The 16,151-nt window shown below is 54.3% G+C and carries 14 protein-coding genes; 13 read left to right on the top strand and 1 reads right to left on the bottom strand.

Annotated elements, in window-relative coordinates:
• Positions 1-271: 271 nt before the first annotated feature.
• From osmY to deoD, 8 genes are all read left to right on the top strand, one after another.
• Positions 272-862, top strand: coding sequence for a molecular chaperone OsmY (gene osmY, locus I2123_RS20700; RefSeq protein ID WP_112168170.1), 591 nt, complete (start codon positions 272-274; stop codon positions 860-862).
• 349 nt (positions 863-1,211) lie between these two features.
• Positions 1,212-1,373: a DUF1328 domain-containing protein gene (locus I2123_RS20695; RefSeq protein WP_013577105.1), complete on the top strand. Its 162-nt coding sequence runs from the start codon at positions 1,212-1,214 to the stop codon at positions 1,371-1,373.
• A gap of 269 nt (positions 1,374-1,642) precedes the next feature.
• Positions 1,643-2,854 carry a patatin-like phospholipase family protein gene (locus tag I2123_RS20690; RefSeq protein WP_213051409.1) on the top strand — a complete coding sequence of 404 codons (1,212 nt, stop codon included), beginning with the start codon at positions 1,643-1,645 and terminating at the stop codon, positions 2,852-2,854.
• The gene (locus tag I2123_RS20685; RefSeq protein ID WP_213051408.1) at positions 2,851-3,639 is read left to right on the top strand and encodes a TatD family hydrolase; all 789 of its coding nucleotides are present in this window, start codon (positions 2,851-2,853) and stop codon (positions 3,637-3,639) included. Before I2123_RS20690 ends, I2123_RS20685 begins: the two co-directional genes overlap by 4 nt.
• Before the next feature lie 540 nt (positions 3,640-4,179).
• On the top strand, positions 4,180-4,959 hold the full coding sequence (gene deoC, locus I2123_RS20680; protein WP_112168173.1) for a deoxyribose-phosphate aldolase: 780 nt from the start codon (positions 4,180-4,182) through the stop codon (positions 4,957-4,959).
• 46 nt (positions 4,960-5,005) lie between these two features.
• Positions 5,006-6,394, top strand: a complete 1,389-nt coding sequence (gene deoA / locus I2123_RS20675) for a thymidine phosphorylase (protein WP_213051407.1) — start codon at positions 5,006-5,008, stop codon at positions 6,392-6,394.
• Between the two features lie 88 nt (positions 6,395-6,482).
• Positions 6,483-7,706 (top strand): phosphopentomutase, encoded by a 1,224-nt coding sequence (deoB, locus tag I2123_RS20670; protein ID WP_213051406.1) that lies wholly within the window; start codon positions 6,483-6,485, stop codon positions 7,704-7,706.
• An 84-nt stretch (positions 7,707-7,790) separates the two neighbouring features.
• Positions 7,791-8,510, top strand: a complete 720-nt coding sequence (gene deoD, locus I2123_RS20665) for a purine-nucleoside phosphorylase (RefSeq protein ID WP_112168176.1) — start codon at positions 7,791-7,793, stop codon at positions 8,508-8,510.
• A gap of 107 nt (positions 8,511-8,617) precedes the next feature.
• Here deoD and I2123_RS20660 read toward each other — a convergent pair whose 3' ends face one another.
• Positions 8,618-9,409, bottom strand: coding sequence for a YtjB family periplasmic protein (locus tag I2123_RS20660; protein WP_112168177.1), 792 nt, complete (start codon positions 9,407-9,409; stop codon positions 8,618-8,620).
• A gap of 146 nt (positions 9,410-9,555) precedes the next feature.
• Here I2123_RS20660 and serB point away from each other — a divergent pair, with 146 nt between their 5' ends.
• The 5 genes from serB to I2123_RS20635 all read left to right on the top strand — a co-directional run bounded on the left by serB (position 9,556) and on the right by I2123_RS20635 (position 16,119).
• On the top strand, positions 9,556-10,521 hold the full coding sequence (gene serB, locus I2123_RS20655; protein WP_112168178.1) for a phosphoserine phosphatase: 966 nt from the start codon (positions 9,556-9,558) through the stop codon (positions 10,519-10,521).
• A 39-nt stretch (positions 10,522-10,560) separates the two neighbouring features.
• The gene (radA, locus tag I2123_RS20650; protein WP_213051405.1) at positions 10,561-11,943 is read left to right on the top strand and encodes a DNA repair protein RadA; all 1,383 of its coding nucleotides are present in this window, start codon (positions 10,561-10,563) and stop codon (positions 11,941-11,943) included.
• A 72-nt stretch (positions 11,944-12,015) separates the two neighbouring features.
• Positions 12,016-13,275 carry a multifunctional transcriptional regulator/nicotinamide-nucleotide adenylyltransferase/ribosylnicotinamide kinase NadR gene (gene nadR / locus I2123_RS20645; RefSeq protein ID WP_112168180.1) on the top strand — a complete coding sequence of 420 codons (1,260 nt, stop codon included), beginning with the start codon at positions 12,016-12,018 and terminating at the stop codon, positions 13,273-13,275.
• Positions 13,276-13,651: 376 nt separating this feature from the next.
• Positions 13,652-15,244 carry a DUF3300 domain-containing protein gene (locus tag I2123_RS20640; protein ID WP_213051404.1) on the top strand — a complete coding sequence of 531 codons (1,593 nt, stop codon included), beginning with the start codon at positions 13,652-13,654 and terminating at the stop codon, positions 15,242-15,244.
• Positions 15,245-15,261: 17 nt separating this feature from the next.
• Complete coding sequence (locus I2123_RS20635; RefSeq protein ID WP_213051403.1) at positions 15,262-16,119, top strand: DUF2950 domain-containing protein; 858 nt, start codon at positions 15,262-15,264, stop codon at positions 16,117-16,119.
• Positions 16,120-16,151: the final 32 nt, after the last annotated feature.

The raw sequence follows: 16,151 nt of genomic DNA, 5'->3' as shown, positions 1-16,151 counted from the left end.
TGCATTCGGCCCCGTAATCGGCGATCGCTCTACTCTTTTGGACATTCTTGACTATATTAAATGTGTGTTCACAAAACAGTGGCGTAAAGCACTGCTTAGAAGTGACGGCGCAGAGTGTTATATCGAAAGGCGATAAAAAGCCCGAATAAAACGACGTACTCTGCTACAAAGGAAGTAAATACAGCAGCAATACAATTTGTTAGAAGGCGTCACCACAAATGTGGCGTACCGGGTCCAAGATTAGGGCCCATAAACTGAAAGGAAGAAATCGATGAAAAACTCTAAATTTGCCTATTCAATGATGGCCGTAGTTCTGGGTACTGCACTGATGAGTGGTAGCGCTCTGGCCGCAACCACTACTGATAGCGCAGGTGCAAAAATCGATAGTTCCATGAAGAAAGTTGATAACTACATGGGCGACAGCGCCATCACAGCAAAAGTGAAAAGTGCACTGGTAGATGATAAAGCCATTAAAAGCACCGACATCTCTGTGACCACCACATCCGGTGTTGTCACCCTGAGCGGCTTCGTAGCCTCACAGGCTGAAGCTGAGCAGGCAGTTGCCGCTGCGACCAAAGTTGAAGGCGTGAAATCTGTCAGTGACAAATTGCACACCAAAGACAAAAGCGAACAAAGCGTGAAAGGCTACGCCGGTGACTCCGCCACGACGGCTTCTGTAAAAGCCAAACTGTTGGCCGACGACATCGTTCCTTCACGTAACGTGAAAGTAGAAACCACCGCGGGCGTTGTACAGCTTTCCGGTGATGTGAAAGACCAGGCACAGTCTGACCGTGCTGAAAGCGTTGCGAAGACCGTTGATGGCGTGAAAAGCGTTAAAAACGACCTGAAAGTCGCACCGTAATTTCGCAGAACGACAGCAGTAAACGGCGCCCGCCCACGGGCAGGGCGCCGGTTTGAACGACATATTTTGAACAACATATAACGATATACCGTACCTCCTGCACATTTTTCGGGACTGAAGACTTACGTAATACCGCTGTGAATATTTTTTTTGGAAAAATAAGCGTGGGTTTCGCCTAACACTTTCATTTTTCCGACTATCTTTATTAGGTAAGTGATGATTTTTATCTCCGGTAATTGCCGGCTAATAAAGTGTCACCAAGACAATGTACACAGAGACTTCAGACCGGAAGTAGGAGTGTCACCTTTTTAAACTGGCAAAGTGAATATATAGGGTAAAGGAGAAGCTTATGTTTCGTTGGGGCATTATTTTTCTAATCATCGCGCTGATCGCGGCGGCACTGGGTTTTGGTGGTTTGGCTGGTACAGCTGCCTGGGCTGCAAAAATCGTATTCGTAGTCGGTATCATTCTGTTCCTGGTCAGCCTGTTTACCGGTCGTAAACGACTCTGACAATAACGTTATGAAGTCATAACGTTAGCAGATATACCGCAGTAAAAATCGCATCGCCCTCTTGTCTGAAGATATTGCTTACTCGCAGTGTGTTCAGATAAGGGGGCGATGCTTTTTTATGGAATGATGTCTTTGATTGATGTGTTCCGTTAACAAGAAGTAACGATTTTATCCTCACATTTTGGCAAGAAACTCACTCAATCCCGGCAGACAAGGTATGCTCAGAAAAGAGGCCTGTCCGCTGAGGCTAATTGTGTGAGGATGATGCGTTGGGATACAGAATACCTGTCACGCTGGGGAATATAGAACCGCTGGCGTATAAACCTTACCGGCCGGGCAAGATTGCTCTGGTGTGCGAAGGGGGAGGGCAGAGAGGCATTTTTACCGCCGGTGTGCTGGATGAATTTCAGCGTGCCAATTTTAATCCCTTCGATTTATATCTGGGGACTTCCGCCGGTGCACAAAACCTTTCGGCCTTCGTGTGCGGACAACCCGGCTACGCCCGAAGAGTGATTACCCGCTACACCACCAGCCCTGATTTCTTCAATCCTCTGCGCTTTGTGCGTGGAGGACATCTTATCGATCTCGACTGGCTGGTGGATGAAACCGCGAAAAACATGCCGCTGGCGATGGAAAGCGCGGAGAAGCTGCTGATCGACGGTCGCGAGTTTCTGATGTGTGCCTGCCGCAGCGATGACTACACCGCCAACTATTTTGCGCCAACGCGCGAGAACTGGCTGCCGGTGATTAAAGCCTCGAGCGCCATTCCGGGATTTTACCGCATGGGCGTGGATCTGGACGGCATCAGCTATCAGGACGGCGGCATCAGTGATGCTATTCCGGTGGAAGAAGCCTACCGCCGCGGCGCGGACACTATCGTGGTGATCCGCACCGTACCGTCGGCGATGTTTTACACGCCGCAGTGGATGAAGCGCATGGAGCAATGGCTGAGTGAAAGCAGTCTCCAGCAACTGGTGCGTATGATGCAGCATCATGAAAACAGCTATCACCGCATTCAGCAGTTTATTGAAAATCCGCCGGGCGACGTGCGGATTTTCGAAATCTTCCCGCCGAAGCCGCTCGCCAGCCACGCGCTTGGCAGCCGTTTGCCGGCGCTCAATCAGGATTATCATCTGGGCCGCCGCTGTGGCCGCTATTTCCTGTCGGCAGCCGCGCACTGGCTGTTGCCGCGTGAAAACGAGCGCCCTTATCCGCAGGTGACGCCGCGTCCGGTGCGTCCTCAGCGCGTGGTCGTGCCGGCGAACGAACCGGAACACGAAACACCGCTGGCCGCCGCGGTCAGCACTGTAGAACAGATTGTCCTCGACCCTGCCGTGCTCACCGATATGGTGGCCGACGGCGGCGTGGTTCGTCCGGCCGCGTTTCAGGACAACACCAGGGGAGAGCATCGTACGCAAAACCTTTCTGCTGACATGACTCCTGTGGAGCACTACTCTGCCAGAGAAGGCGATAAGCTGTGAGTTTTCACTTTGTGGATACGCACTGCCATTTCGATTTCCCGCCGTTTACCGGCGCGGAAGCCGAAAGCCTGCGTCTGGCCGGACAGGCTGGAGTGCGGGAAATCATCGTTCCCGCGGTGACCGCCGATCGTTTTGACGGCATTCTCGCGCTGGCAAAAAAATTCCCGCCGCTGTACGCCGCGCTGGGTCTGCATCCGTTATATATCGCGCAGCATAATGATAACGATCTGCAGCAGCTGGATGCACTGCTCAGCCAGCGTTGTCCGCGTGTGGTGGCGGTCGGTGAAATCGGGCTGGATCTGTTTATGGAAACGCCGATGTTTGAGCAACAACAGCGGCTGCTGAAAGCGCAGTTCGCGCTGGCAACACGTGAGGCGCTGCCGGTGATCCTGCATTCGCGCCGCAGCCACGATCAGCTGGCAGCTATGCTGCGACAGGCGAAACTTCCTGCTACCGGGGTGGTGCACGGGTTTGCGGGCAGCCTTTCGCAGGCGCAGGCGTTTATCAAACTGGGATTTGCGATTGGCGTCGGCGGTACCATCAGCTACGAACGCGCGCAGAAAACCCGTCAGGTGATGGCGCAGTTGCCGCTCTCTTCTTTGCTGTTGGAAACAGATGCACCGGATATGCCGTTGCAGGGTTTTCAGGGGCAACCCAATCGCCCGGAACGCGCCTCCACGGTGTTTGAGGTGTTGTGCCAGTTACGCAGTGAAGCGCCGCAAGAGATTGCCGATGCGCTGCTCGCCAATACCCGTCGGGTGTTCAATCTTCCTTCCTCGCTGTAAGCCTTTCATTCATTTTGTGATTTAAATAACATTTATTCGTGCTCGTAACACCTTTATAAAGTGGGTTTACCGCGTGACAAGAATTATGTTCTCTTTGAAATGTTATTATTATAACATTGAGGGCAAGATTACCGGTCGGTGATCCCCGTGTGTCCGCCCGAACTCCGTTTGTCACGAATCGGGTATACACTCTTATATAGGCCGAATACTGAGCATAACGCCGGGTAAGTGTGATTTAGTTCTCATTTTATCAAGCAACGTTGCAAACGGTTTTCATTTTGTGTGAAATACTGCACACAGGAACCTGATGTGACGTGTTCAAATAGTCACAACGAATTGGCGTTAGCCAATCCAAGCGCGGTGAGAAGGATCTCAGTTGCCGCATAAGCCGCTAAAGCGCTTACGCACGCTATCTTCAAGGAACCAAGTCCGCTCGCCAACCGTGCAGAATTCTTCTCCGACGTTAACCGCCGAAAGGAATTCATGACTGTATGCTCAGTTCTGGCTGGTCGCTGGAATTGAAAATTGTTGGAGAGTTATATGACCGATTTAACCGCCGCAGCACAACGTGCGCTGAACCTGATGGATTTAACCACCCTGAACGAAGACGACACCGATGCAAAAGTGATCGCGCTTTGTCACCAGGCGAAAAGCCCGGCAGGTAACACTGCTGCTGTTTGTATTTATCCTCGTTTTATTCCGATTGCCCGTAAAACCCTGCGCGAGCAAGGCACGCCGGACATCCGCATTGCCACCGTGACCAACTTCCCGCACGGTAATGACGATCTCGAGATAGCACTGGCCGAAACTCGCGCCGCCATCGCCTACGGCGCTGACGAAGTGGACGTGGTTTTCCCTTACCGCGCACTGATGGCCGGTAACGAGCAGGTCGGTTTTGAGATGGTCAAACAGTGCAAAGAAGCCTGTGCTGCTGCCAACGTATTGCTGAAAGTGATCATCGAAACCGGTGAACTCAAGCAAGACGCGCTGATCCGCAAAGCCTCTGAAATCGCTATCAAAGCAGGCGCTGACTTCATCAAAACCTCCACCGGTAAAGTGCCGGAAAACGCTACATTGCACAGTGCTGAGCTGATGATGAGCGTGATCGCTGAAATGGGCGTGGGCAAAGACGTAGGTTTCAAACCTGCCGGTGGCGTGAAAACCGCTGAAGATGCTGCGCAATATCTGGCGCTGGCTGACCGTCTGCTGGGCCGCGAATGGGCTGACGCACGTCACTTCCGTTTCGGTGCATCCAGCCTGCTGGCAAGCCTGCTGACCACTCTGGGTCACGCTGGCCAGAAAGCCACCAGCAGCTATTGATCACCACGGCACCGCGTCTGCGGTGCGCATCTTTCGGGGCGCTGCCATGCGGCGCCCACACATTCAGCGTCCAGATTTTGGCGTTCAGCTCAGGCAGGGGGATACCTTGTTTCTCGCACAAGAAATTATTCGTAAAAAACGTGATGGCCATCCTTTAAGTGACGAAGAGATTCGTTTCTTTGTGAACGGTATTCGCGACAGTCAGGTTTCAGAAGGTCAGATTGCCGCACTGGCGATGACTATCTATTTCAACGACATGACCATGAATGAGCGCGTTTCGCTGACCATGGCCATGCGCGATTCCGGTACCGTTTTGAACTGGAAAAGCCTGAACCTGAACGGCCCGATTGTGGATAAACATTCCACCGGCGGCGTGGGTGACGTGACGTCTCTGATGTTAGGCCCGATGGTTGCCGCCTGTGGCGGTTACGTACCGATGATCTCAGGCCGTGGCCTGGGCCATACCGGCGGTACGTTGGATAAACTCGAAGCTATTCCTGGCTTTGATATCTTCCCGGATGACAGCCGTTTTCGCAGCATTATTCAGGACGTCGGCGTGGCGATTATCGGCCAGACCAGCTCGCTGGCACCGGCGGACAAACGGTTCTACGCGACCCGCGACATTACCGCGACCGTGGATTCCATTCCGCTTATCACGGCGTCGATCCTCGCGAAGAAACTGGCTGAAGGTCTGGATGCGCTGGTCATGGACGTCAAAGTCGGTTCCGGTGCATTTATGCCGACCTACCAGCTGTCCGAAGATCTGGCCCAGTCAATTGCCGATGTGGCAAATGGCGCAGGCTGCAAAACCACCGCGCTGCTCACCGACATGAATCAGGTGCTGGCTTCGAGTGCCGGTAATGCAGTCGAAGTGCGCGAAGCCGTGCGCTTCCTGACCGGCGAATACCGCAATCCGCGCCTGCTCGAAGTGACCATGGCGCTTTGCGTAGAAATGCTGATCTCCGGCGGTCTGGCAACAGACGACGCCGACGCCCGCAGCAAACTGCAGGCTGTGCTGGATAACGGCAAAGCGGCAGAAATCTTTGGCCGCATGATTGCGGCACAGAAAGGTCCGGCGGACTTTATCGAGAATTACGATCGCTATCTGCCACAGGCCACACTGAGCAAACCGGTGTTCGCCGAAACCAACGGCATCGTCAGTGCGATGGATACCCGCGCGCTGGGTATGGCGGTGGTGTCACTGGGCGGTGGTCGTCGTCGTGCCAGCGATCCTATCGACTACAGCGTCGGTCTGACCCATATGGCGCAGCTCGGCCAGCAGGTCGATACGCGCCAGCCACTGGCGATGATCCACGCCAACAGCGAAAACGCGTGGCAGCAGGCTGCCGCAGAAGTGCGCGCCGCCATTGTCCTGAGTGATAAAGTGCCGGAAAGCACGCCGGTGGTGTATCGCCGGATCGGCGGCAACGCTTGATTTCAGGCGGTCTCGCCCCCATTTAAGACTGATCAGGTACGCGGCAGTTCCGCGTGACCCAATGCGTAACCATTCGCAGGAGAGAAAAATGAAACGTACATTTATCATGGTGTTAGACTCATTCGGTATCGGTGCCAGTGAAGATGCCGAACGCTTTGGCGATACAGGCTCCGACACCCTGGGCCATATCGCGGCTGCCTGTGCGCGTGGCGACGCCGACAAAGGTCGCAAAGGGCCGCTGAATCTGCCGAACCTGACCCGTCTGGGCCTGGCGAAAGCCGCTGAAGAATCTACCGGTAAAATTCCTGAAGGCATGGACGGTGATTCTGAAATCACCGGTGCGTATGCCTACGCCAGCGAATTGTCTTCCGGTAAAGATACCCCGTCAGGTCACTGGGAAATTGCCGGTGTGCCTGTACTGTTCGAGTGGGGCTATTTCAGCGACACCACCAACAGCTTCCCACAAGAGCTGCTGGACAAACTGGTCGAGCGCGCCAATCTGCCGGGCTACCTTGGCAACTGTCACTCCTCCGGTACCGTTGTGCTGGATGATTTAGGCGAAGAACACATGAAAACCGGTAAGCCGATTTTCTACACTTCTGCCGATTCCGTTTTCCAGATAGCCTGCCACGAAGAAACTTTCGGATTAGATCGTCTGTATCAACTGTGCGAAATCGCCCGTGAAGAGCTGACAGAAGGCGGCTACAACATTGGCCGCGTTATTGCCCGTCCGTTCATCGGCGACAAAGCAGGTAACTTCGAGCGTACCGGTAACCGCCACGACTTAGCGGTGGAACCACCGGCACCGACCATCCTGAAAAAGCTGGTCGATGAGAAAAACGGCCATGTGGTGTCCGTTGGTAAAATCGCCGATATTTACGCGCAGGTCGGTATCACCAAAAAAGTGAAAGCCACCGGTCTGGACGCGCTGTTTGATGCGACCATCAAAGAAATGAAAGAAGCCGGCGATAAGACCATCGTCTTCACCAACTTCGTTGATTTTGATTCCTCTTACGGCCACCGTCGTGATGTTCCGGGCTACGCTGCGGCACTGGAGTTGTTTGACCGTCGCATGCCGGAGTTGCTGGAACTGGTGAAAGAAGATGACATCATCATCTTCACCGCTGACCACGGCTGTGACCCGACATGGCGCGGTACGGATCATACCCGTGAGCACATTCCGGTGTTAATCTACGGCCCGAAAGTGAAACCGGGCTCGCTGGGCCACCGCGAAACCTTCGCGGATATTGGTCAGACGGTCGCGAAATACTTCGACTTGTCACCAATGGACTACGGTAAATCCATGCTGTAAGACTTTGCATACGCGGCCAGTACATTGAATACTGGCCGCGTTTTTATGATGAATGTGATACCTCGCTGATTAAGGAATAAAAAGATGGCAACTCCACACATTAATGCTGAAATGGGCGACTTTGCTGACGTAGTGCTGATGCCAGGAGATCCGCTGCGCGCCAAGCACATCGCGGAAACGTTCCTGCAAGACGTTAAGCAGGTGAACGACGTGCGTGGCATGTTGGGTTTCACCGGCACGTACAAAGGCCGCAGAATTTCAGTTATGGGCCACGGCATGGGCATTCCTTCTTGCTCAATTTATGCCAAAGAGTTGATTACCGAATTCGGCGTGAAAAAAATCATCCGCGTGGGTTCCTGTGGCGCTGTGCGTGCAGACATCAAACTGCGCGATATCGTCATCGGTATGGGTGCCTGCACCGATTCCAAAGTGAACCGCATGCGTTTTAAAGACCACGACTATGCCGCAATCGCTGATTACGACATGGTGCGTAACGCCGCTGATGCCGCTAAAGCGAAAGGTATTCACGCCCGCGTAGGTAACATCTTCTCCGCAGATCTGTTCTATACACCAGACCCGCAAATGTTCGATGTGATGGAAAAATACGGCATCCTGGGCGTAGAAATGGAAGCCGCCGGTATCTACGGCGTGGCAGCAGAATTCGGTGCAAAAGCGCTGACCATCTGTACCGTTTCCGACCATATCCGTACTCATGAGCAAACGACCGCTGCTGAACGCCAGACGACCTTCAACGACATGGTTGAAATCGCGCTGGAATCCGTTCTGCTGGGCGATAAAGAATAAGTTCTGCCGCATTGTCGCAGAATTAAAAACGGGCGCCGGAAGGCGCCCGTTTTGCTATGTAATGAGATATGCATTCCCTGAGGTAACGCGTTATCTGATTATTTGAATCACTTAGGTTTGCTGCGTTTCAGGCTACGGTAGGCGGCCTGCGCGGCTTCTTTGGTTTGCGCTTCGGTGGCCGGTTTCGCTGGCGCCACTTCGGCGTCGGGTTCGGTCAGGTTCAGCGTCGGCGGCGGGCCAAAATCGTCAGGAGCTTCTTCTTCCGGCTCATCATCTTCTTTCACCGGTTTACTGGCCGTCAGCAGGAACGGCGATTGCTGCCAGCGTGAACGGCGCCCCTGCAACAGCGTGCGTGCGAGTATAATGCCGACACCCAACGCGGCCAGCATCATCAGGCGCAGCAGGTTGGTGGTGTTATCCACCTGTTTGGATTCGGTCGCCAGCACGTGCGTATCCAGTGTGATGCGCAAAAAACCGCTCGGCCCGCTCTTGTCTTCGATAGGCACCACAATCTGATGGTTGAAGTAGCTGCCCGCGCGTTTGCCGTCGAGTGAAAGACGATCGCGCACCGGCACCTGTTCACCCGCATGGGCGACCAGCGAGCCGTCCGATTCATAAACGCTGGCGTCGAGAATGCGGCTGCCGTCGGTGAGCTGACTCAAAATAGTGGAAATTTGTGCGATATCCGCGCCATCATTGTCGCTGTCCATTAATGGCGCGAGCGAAAATGCCACCTGTTTGGCGAGCGTTTGGGCGAGTTGCTCGACCTGCGTAGATCGGGCGAGCTGATGCCCCAGGCTGAAGTAGGAAGCGCCTTGCATAAGAATGACTAATAACGCCAGGCTAATCAATACGATAGCAGCGCGGTGCAGGCGAAATTTGAGTTTGGCCTTTGCCATTCCGTTTCCTTGCGTTTTTCGATGACTTTAATGTTGCCAGAAGCGGCAGCGATAAGGTAGCTTGATGCCTTCTTTTATCGGCGACGCCCTGCCTTTTCTACCGTTTTTTCATTGTCGTTTTAACAAACCAATCTACCGGAGTAATCATGCCAAACAGTCTGACCTATTGCGATCTTCCCGCGGAGATCCACCAATGGCCGGGACTTCCCCTTTCATTGAGCGGTGATGAAGTAATGCCGCTGGATTACCGGGCAGGACACACCGGGTGGCTTCTGTACGGTAGAAAACTCGATAAAATCAGCATTACACAGTTCCAGCGCCAGTTAGGGCGCGCTCTGGTGATTGTCAGCGCGTGGGCGGTGGAAGGGTATCAGGTGGTGCGTCTGGCCGGGTCACTGACGGCGGATGCGCAAAAACTGGCGGAATCCTTTGAGTTTGACGTCACGCAGCTCGGTAAAGTGCCTTACCTGCGCACGCCGGGCCTGCTGGTGATGGACATGGATTCTACCGCGATTGAGATTGAATGCATCGATGAAATTGCCAAACTGGCGGGCGTCGGTGAACAGGTGTCAGAAGTGACCGAACGCGCAATGCGCGGCGAGCTGGATTTCTCCGCCAGCCTGCGTCAGCGCGTCGCTACGCTTAAGGACGCCGATGCCAGCATTCTGCAACAGGTGCGTGAAACCCTGCCGCTGATGCCGGGGCTGACGGTCATGGTTCAGCGTTTGCAGGAAGCGGGCTGGCACGTGGCGATTGCGTCCGGCGGCTTTACTTATTACGCCGAATACCTGCGCGATAAGCTGAATCTGGTGGATGTGGCCGCCAACGAGTTGGAAATCCGTAACGGCAAACTGACTGGCCGCGTGATCGGGCCGATTGTCGATGCACAATACAAAGCCGATACGCTGCTGAAACTGGCCGAAAAGCTGGAAATCCCGCATGAACAAACTGTGGCGATTGGCGACGGTGCCAACGATCTGAAAATGATGGCCGTCGCGGGCATGGGCATTGCCTATCACGCCAAACCAAAAGTCTACGAACAGGCGGAAGTGTGCATCCGTCATGCGGATTTGCTGGGGGTTTTGTGTATTCTCAGCGGAAGTCAGTCCTAGTCAGCAAATACAGAACGCTAATAAACAAAGAGGTAAGTTGTGGCTAAAGCTCCAAAACGTGCATTTGTGTGTAATGAATGTGGCGCAGACTATCCGCGCTGGCAAGGGCAGTGTAGTGCCTGTCAGGCCTGGAACAGCATTACTGAAATCCGTTTGGCGGCTTCTCCGACCGTGGCGCGCAACGAACGCCTGACCGGTTATGCGGGCGATGCGGGCGTCAGCCGCGTGCAAAAGCTCTCGGACATCAGCCTCGATGAACTTCCGCGTTTCAGCACCGGTTTTAAAGAGTTTGACCGCGTGCTCGGCGGCGGCGTGGTGCCGGGAAGCGCGATTCTGATCGGCGGGAATCCCGGCGCCGGTAAAAGTACCTTGCTGCTGCAAATTCTGTGTCATCTCAGCGAAAACATGAAAACGCTGTACGTCACCGGGGAAGAATCGCTGCAACAGGTCGCGATGCGCGCCCACCGTCTCGGGTTGCCGACGGCCAACATGAACATGCTTTCGGAAACCAGCATCGAGCAGATTTGTGAAATTGCTGATGTTGAAAAACCGAGACTCATGGTCATCGACTCCATTCAGGTGATGCACATGGCGGATATCCAGTCGTCGCCGGGCACCGTGGCCCAGGTGCGTGAAACGGCGGCTTATCTGACACGCTTCGCCAAAACGCGCGGCGTGGCGATCGTGATGGTCGGTCACGTCACCAAAGACGGTTCACTGGCCGGGCCGAAAGTGCTCGAACACTGTATCGACTGTTCTGTACTGCTCGATGGCGATGCTGATTCCCGTTTCCGCACATTGCGCAGCCATAAAAACCGTTTTGGCGCGGTGAACGAGCTGGGCGTGTTTGCCATGACCGAACAAGGTTTACGCGAAGTCAGCAACCCTTCCGCCATCTTCCTCAGCCGCGGCGATGAAATCACCTCGGGCAGTTCTGTCATGGTGCTGTGGGAAGGCACGCGGCCATTGCTGGTTGAAGTGCAGGCGCTGGTCGATCAGTCGATGATGGGCAATCCGCGCCGCGTAGCCGTGGGCCTTGAGCAGAACCGTCTGGCTATCCTGCTGGCCGTTTTGCATCGTCACGGCGGGCTGCAGATGGCGGATCAGGATGTTTTCGTCAACGTGGTCGGCGGTGTGAAAGTCACTGAAACCAGTGCCGATCTGGCGCTGTTGCTCTCGCTGGTGTCGAGCCTGCGGGACAGGCCGTTGCCGCACGATTTAGTGGTCTTCGGCGAAGTCGGGCTTTCCGGGGAAATCCGTCCGGTGCCGAGCGGTCAGGAGCGTATAACCGAAGCGGCGAAGCACGGCTTTAAACGTGCCATTGTGCCGCACGCTAACGTGCCGAAAAAAGTGCCTGCCGGTATGCAGGTGTTTGGCGTCAAAAAACTGGCTGATGCGCTGGCGATCCTCGACGATTTGTAACGGTTATCCGGTGTTCTTTCGCCCTGAGTTTGTGCTATTTTTTGTTTAGTAAAGCAAACATAAGGACAGGGTATGTCTCAGTTCGATTATCTGAAAACCGCGATTAAGCAGCAGGGAAGAACATTACAGCAGGTGGCAGAGGCCAGCGGGATGACCAAGGGTTATCTGAGCCAGCTGTTGAATGCAAAGATAAAAAGCCCCAGCGCGCAAAAGCTCGAGGCGCTGCATCGCTTCCTCGACCTTGAGTTTCCCCGCCGCGAAAAAAATATCGGCGTAGTGTTCGGCAAGTTTTATCCGCTGCACACCGGCCATATCTATCTGATCCAGCGCGCCTGTAGTCAGGTTGACGAACTGCACATCATCATGGGCTACGACGAGCCACGCGACCGCGAATTGTTCGAGAACAGTTCGATGTCCCAGCAGCCGACGGTGAGCGATCGTCTGCGCTGGCTGCTGCAAACCTTCAAATACCAGAAAAACATCCGTATCCACGCCTTTAACGAGGAGGGCATGGAGCCATATCCGCACGGCTGGGATGTCTGGGGGCGCGGCATCAAAGAGTTCATGGGCCAGAAAGGCATTGAACCGAATACCATTTATTCCAGCGAAGAGGCCGATGCGCCGCAGTACCGCGAGCATCTGGGTATTGAAACTGTTTTGATTGACCCGAAACGATCCTTCATGAACATCAGTGGCCGCCAGATCCGTCACGATCCGTTCCGCTACTGGGATTACATTCCGACCGAAGTGAAGCCGTTCTTTGTGCGTACCGTGGCGGTGTTGGGTGGCGAATCCAGCGGAAAATCGACGCTGGTCAATAAGTTAGCCAACATCTTCAACACCACCAGCGCCTGGGAATATGGCCGCGATTATGTGTTCTCACACCTCGGCGGTGACGAGATGGCACTGCAATATTCTGATTATGATAAAATTGCTCTCGGTCAGGCGCAGTATATTGATTTTGCGGTGAAATATGCCAATAAAGTGGCCTTCATCGATACTGATTTCCTGACCACGCAGGCGTTCTGTAAAAAGTACGAAGGCCGCGAGCATCCGTTCGTGCAGGCGCTGATGGACGAATACAAATTCGATCTGGTGATCCTGTTGGAAAACAACACGCCGTGGGTCGCTGACGGTCTGCGCAGTCTGGGCAGCACCACGGACCGCATGTCTTTCCAGAATCTGTTAATCGATATGCTGAAACAAAACAATGTCGATTACGTTCACGTTGAATCGTCGGATTACGACCAGCGTTTTCTGGAATGTATCGAGCTGGTGCAGAATATGCTGGCCGCCGATACCAGCCGGTTGAACGCGCCGTCCTTGTCCTGACCTTCGCCAGCCAGAAAGACTAAAAGGCGCTTACTCTGCGGAGTCGGCGCTTTTTTTATCACTGTCATTTCGGGTTATATAATCATTCATTACATGAATGATTTGGCTACTTTGCATTTTTTATAATTATTAATGAATTCATCTGATTATACTTTAATGGAATTTTATTAATTCTGTTTGTAACGCGGATAAATAAAAAACCAAACTATTTCATACGGTTGAAAAGATATCATTTTTTTCATCATTAATTACGCATTTTATGTGTAAACCCCATTTACGAAATAAAAATACAGTGACGGCCGTTGAGTTTTATTTGTCAGATTATACTCATTCATTGTGCCTCGCATTCCGGCGGAGGCTTTCTAAGGTGATCAGAATGAATTTATCATTCAAGCCCTGGGGTATTTCAGTGCTGTGCGGCGCGGGTGCTTTTGCGCTGGCCAGCGTAATGTTTATGCAGGGTTGGCTGCCGGTCAGTTCACAGGCAGAAACCACCACTCAGACAGCGCCTCCTGCGCCTGTTGCCGCACCAGCGCCTGTTGCCACACCTGTGCCCGCAACGACCAATACGCCTCCCGCTTTTACGCAAGCACAGCTCGATCAGTGGGTTGCGCCCGTTGCGCTCTATCCTGACAGCCTGCTTTCGCAAGTGCTGATGGCTTCGACCTATCCGACTAACGTGATTCAGGCTGTTCAATGGTCGCGTGACCATCCGCAAAGTCAGGGTGATGCCGCAGTTAGCGCCGTGGCGAATGAGCCGTGGGATCCGAGCGTGAAATCTCTGGTGGCGTTCCCGCAACTGCTGGCGCTGATGGGTGAAGATCCGGCATGGGTACAAAATCTCGGCGACGCGTTTCTGGCGCAGCCTGCCGACGTGATGGATACCGTGCAAAAATTCCGTCAGGTGGCGCAAAAGAGCGGAGCGCTGAAAAGCACGCCGCAGCAAAAAGTGACGGTTAAACCGGCGGCGCAAAGCAGCAGTACCACCGTGGTGAAAAGCGCGCCCGCGCAGCAAACCATCATTATTGAATCCGCCGATCCACAGGTCGTTTACGTACCGAGCTACAACCCGAATGTGGTGTATGGCGCCTGGCCGACTCCGGCTTATCCGCCGGTCTATTTGCCGCCGCCTCCGGGACAGCAGTTTGTGAATGGCGTGGTCTCGGGCATCGGTTTTGGTGTGGGCGTCGCCGCGACCTATGCCATTTTCGGCAGCATCGACTGGGATGACGACCACCATCACGACGACTATGATCACCATGACGATCATCATGATGACGGCCATCATGGCGGGGGACAAAATAATTACGTCAACGTTAACGTCAATAATTACAACCGTATCTCCGGTAATAACAATGCGGTGAATCATGCAGGTTCCGCAAATAGCGCAGGCTGGCAGCACAATGCAGCGTTCAACGCCGGTACGCCAAATCGTCCTGCAAACCTCGGCGGTGCCACGCAAAACCGTGCGCTGAGCAATGCCGCGCAGCGTAATAATTATCGCGGTTTTGACGGCAGCGCCGTCGGGCGTAACAATGGCGGGGTGCAGAATCAGAATCTCGATCAGCGCCGTCAGCAGGCGGCGTCGGTGATGAACAGTCATCCGGGTTTTACGCCGGGGCAATCGCATTTATCACCACGCTCGGTACCTGCCAGCCGTCCTGTATCGGCATCTGACAGCCATCATTTTTCAGGTCGTCAGTTACCGCAGCACGATGGGTTATCTCACCAGGGGCAGCTGTCGCAGCACGATGCGTTATCTCATCAGGGGCAGCTGTCGCACCGTCAGCCGTTTTCTCAGCAGACCCAAGGCAACGTGACGCGCAGCACGGCGTTTAGCGGGAATTCCAGCCGTTCGCCGTCGTGGCAACAGCAGCATGCGCGGGGGGATCAGAGTCGTCGTCAGATGCGTGACTTCCAGCCTGCGAGGAACGCCGGTGCGGAAGGTCATCATTTTCAGCGGCGCTAATTTTATGAGGAAAGGTAATGATTAAGTTTAGCCGTCTTCTGATTTCTGCCGGTGCGCTGGTGCTTCCATTGTGCGCTTTCGCCCAGCAGTCCTTCCCGCAGCCGGAGCTGGCCGCTCAGGCACTGGTAAACGCGGTGAGCGGGCATGACGATGCCGCACTGAAACAATTACTGGGTGATGACTGGCAGGTGTATCTGCCGCCAAAGGATGTCGATCCTGAGGAAGTGGCCCGCTTTTTACGCGACTGGAATGTCAGCCACAGTATCGTGACGCAGGGGGACATGGCGCATCTGAACGTCGGTGCGGAAAACTGGCAGTTACCTCTTCCGATGAAACACACTGCGCAGGGCTGGTCATTTGATATGGCCTCGGGTGCGGCAGAGATCGCCACGCGAACCATCGGGCGCAACGAGCTCTCGACCATTCAGGCGGTCGCGGCGTATGCCGATGCTCAGCACCAATTCCAGCAGGGCGCGGGGCAGTATGCGCAAAAGTTTATCAGTACTGACGGGCAGCACGACGGGTTGTACTGGCCGGTGAAAGAGGGCGAAGCCCCCAGCCCGCTTGGTCCTGCCTTTGGTAATGATCAGCCGGGGTCTGCTTATCACGGCTACTACTTCCGCATTCTGACCGCGCAGGGCGCGAATGCCAGCGGCGGGGCTTACAGTTATATCGACAACGGTAAAATGACTAAGGGCTTTGCGCTCATCGCCTGGCCAGTGGATTACGGTCACACGGGCATCACCAGTTTTATGATAAATCAGCAGGGCGAGGTGTATCAGCAGGATTTAGGTGCCGAAACCGACGCAGCGGCGCGGGCGATTAACACGTTTGACCCGGATGCGAATTGGCAGAAGGTCGACGACGGAGAATAGCCGTCGGAAGCGCAGAAAACAGAAAGCCGCCA

Origin of the sequence: Rahnella inusitata, assembly GCF_018288855.1 — a bacterium.
Taxonomy (GTDB): Bacteria; Pseudomonadota; Gammaproteobacteria; order Enterobacterales; family Enterobacteriaceae; genus Rahnella; species Rahnella inusitata.
This window is presented reverse-complemented; position numbering and strand designations above follow the sequence as displayed.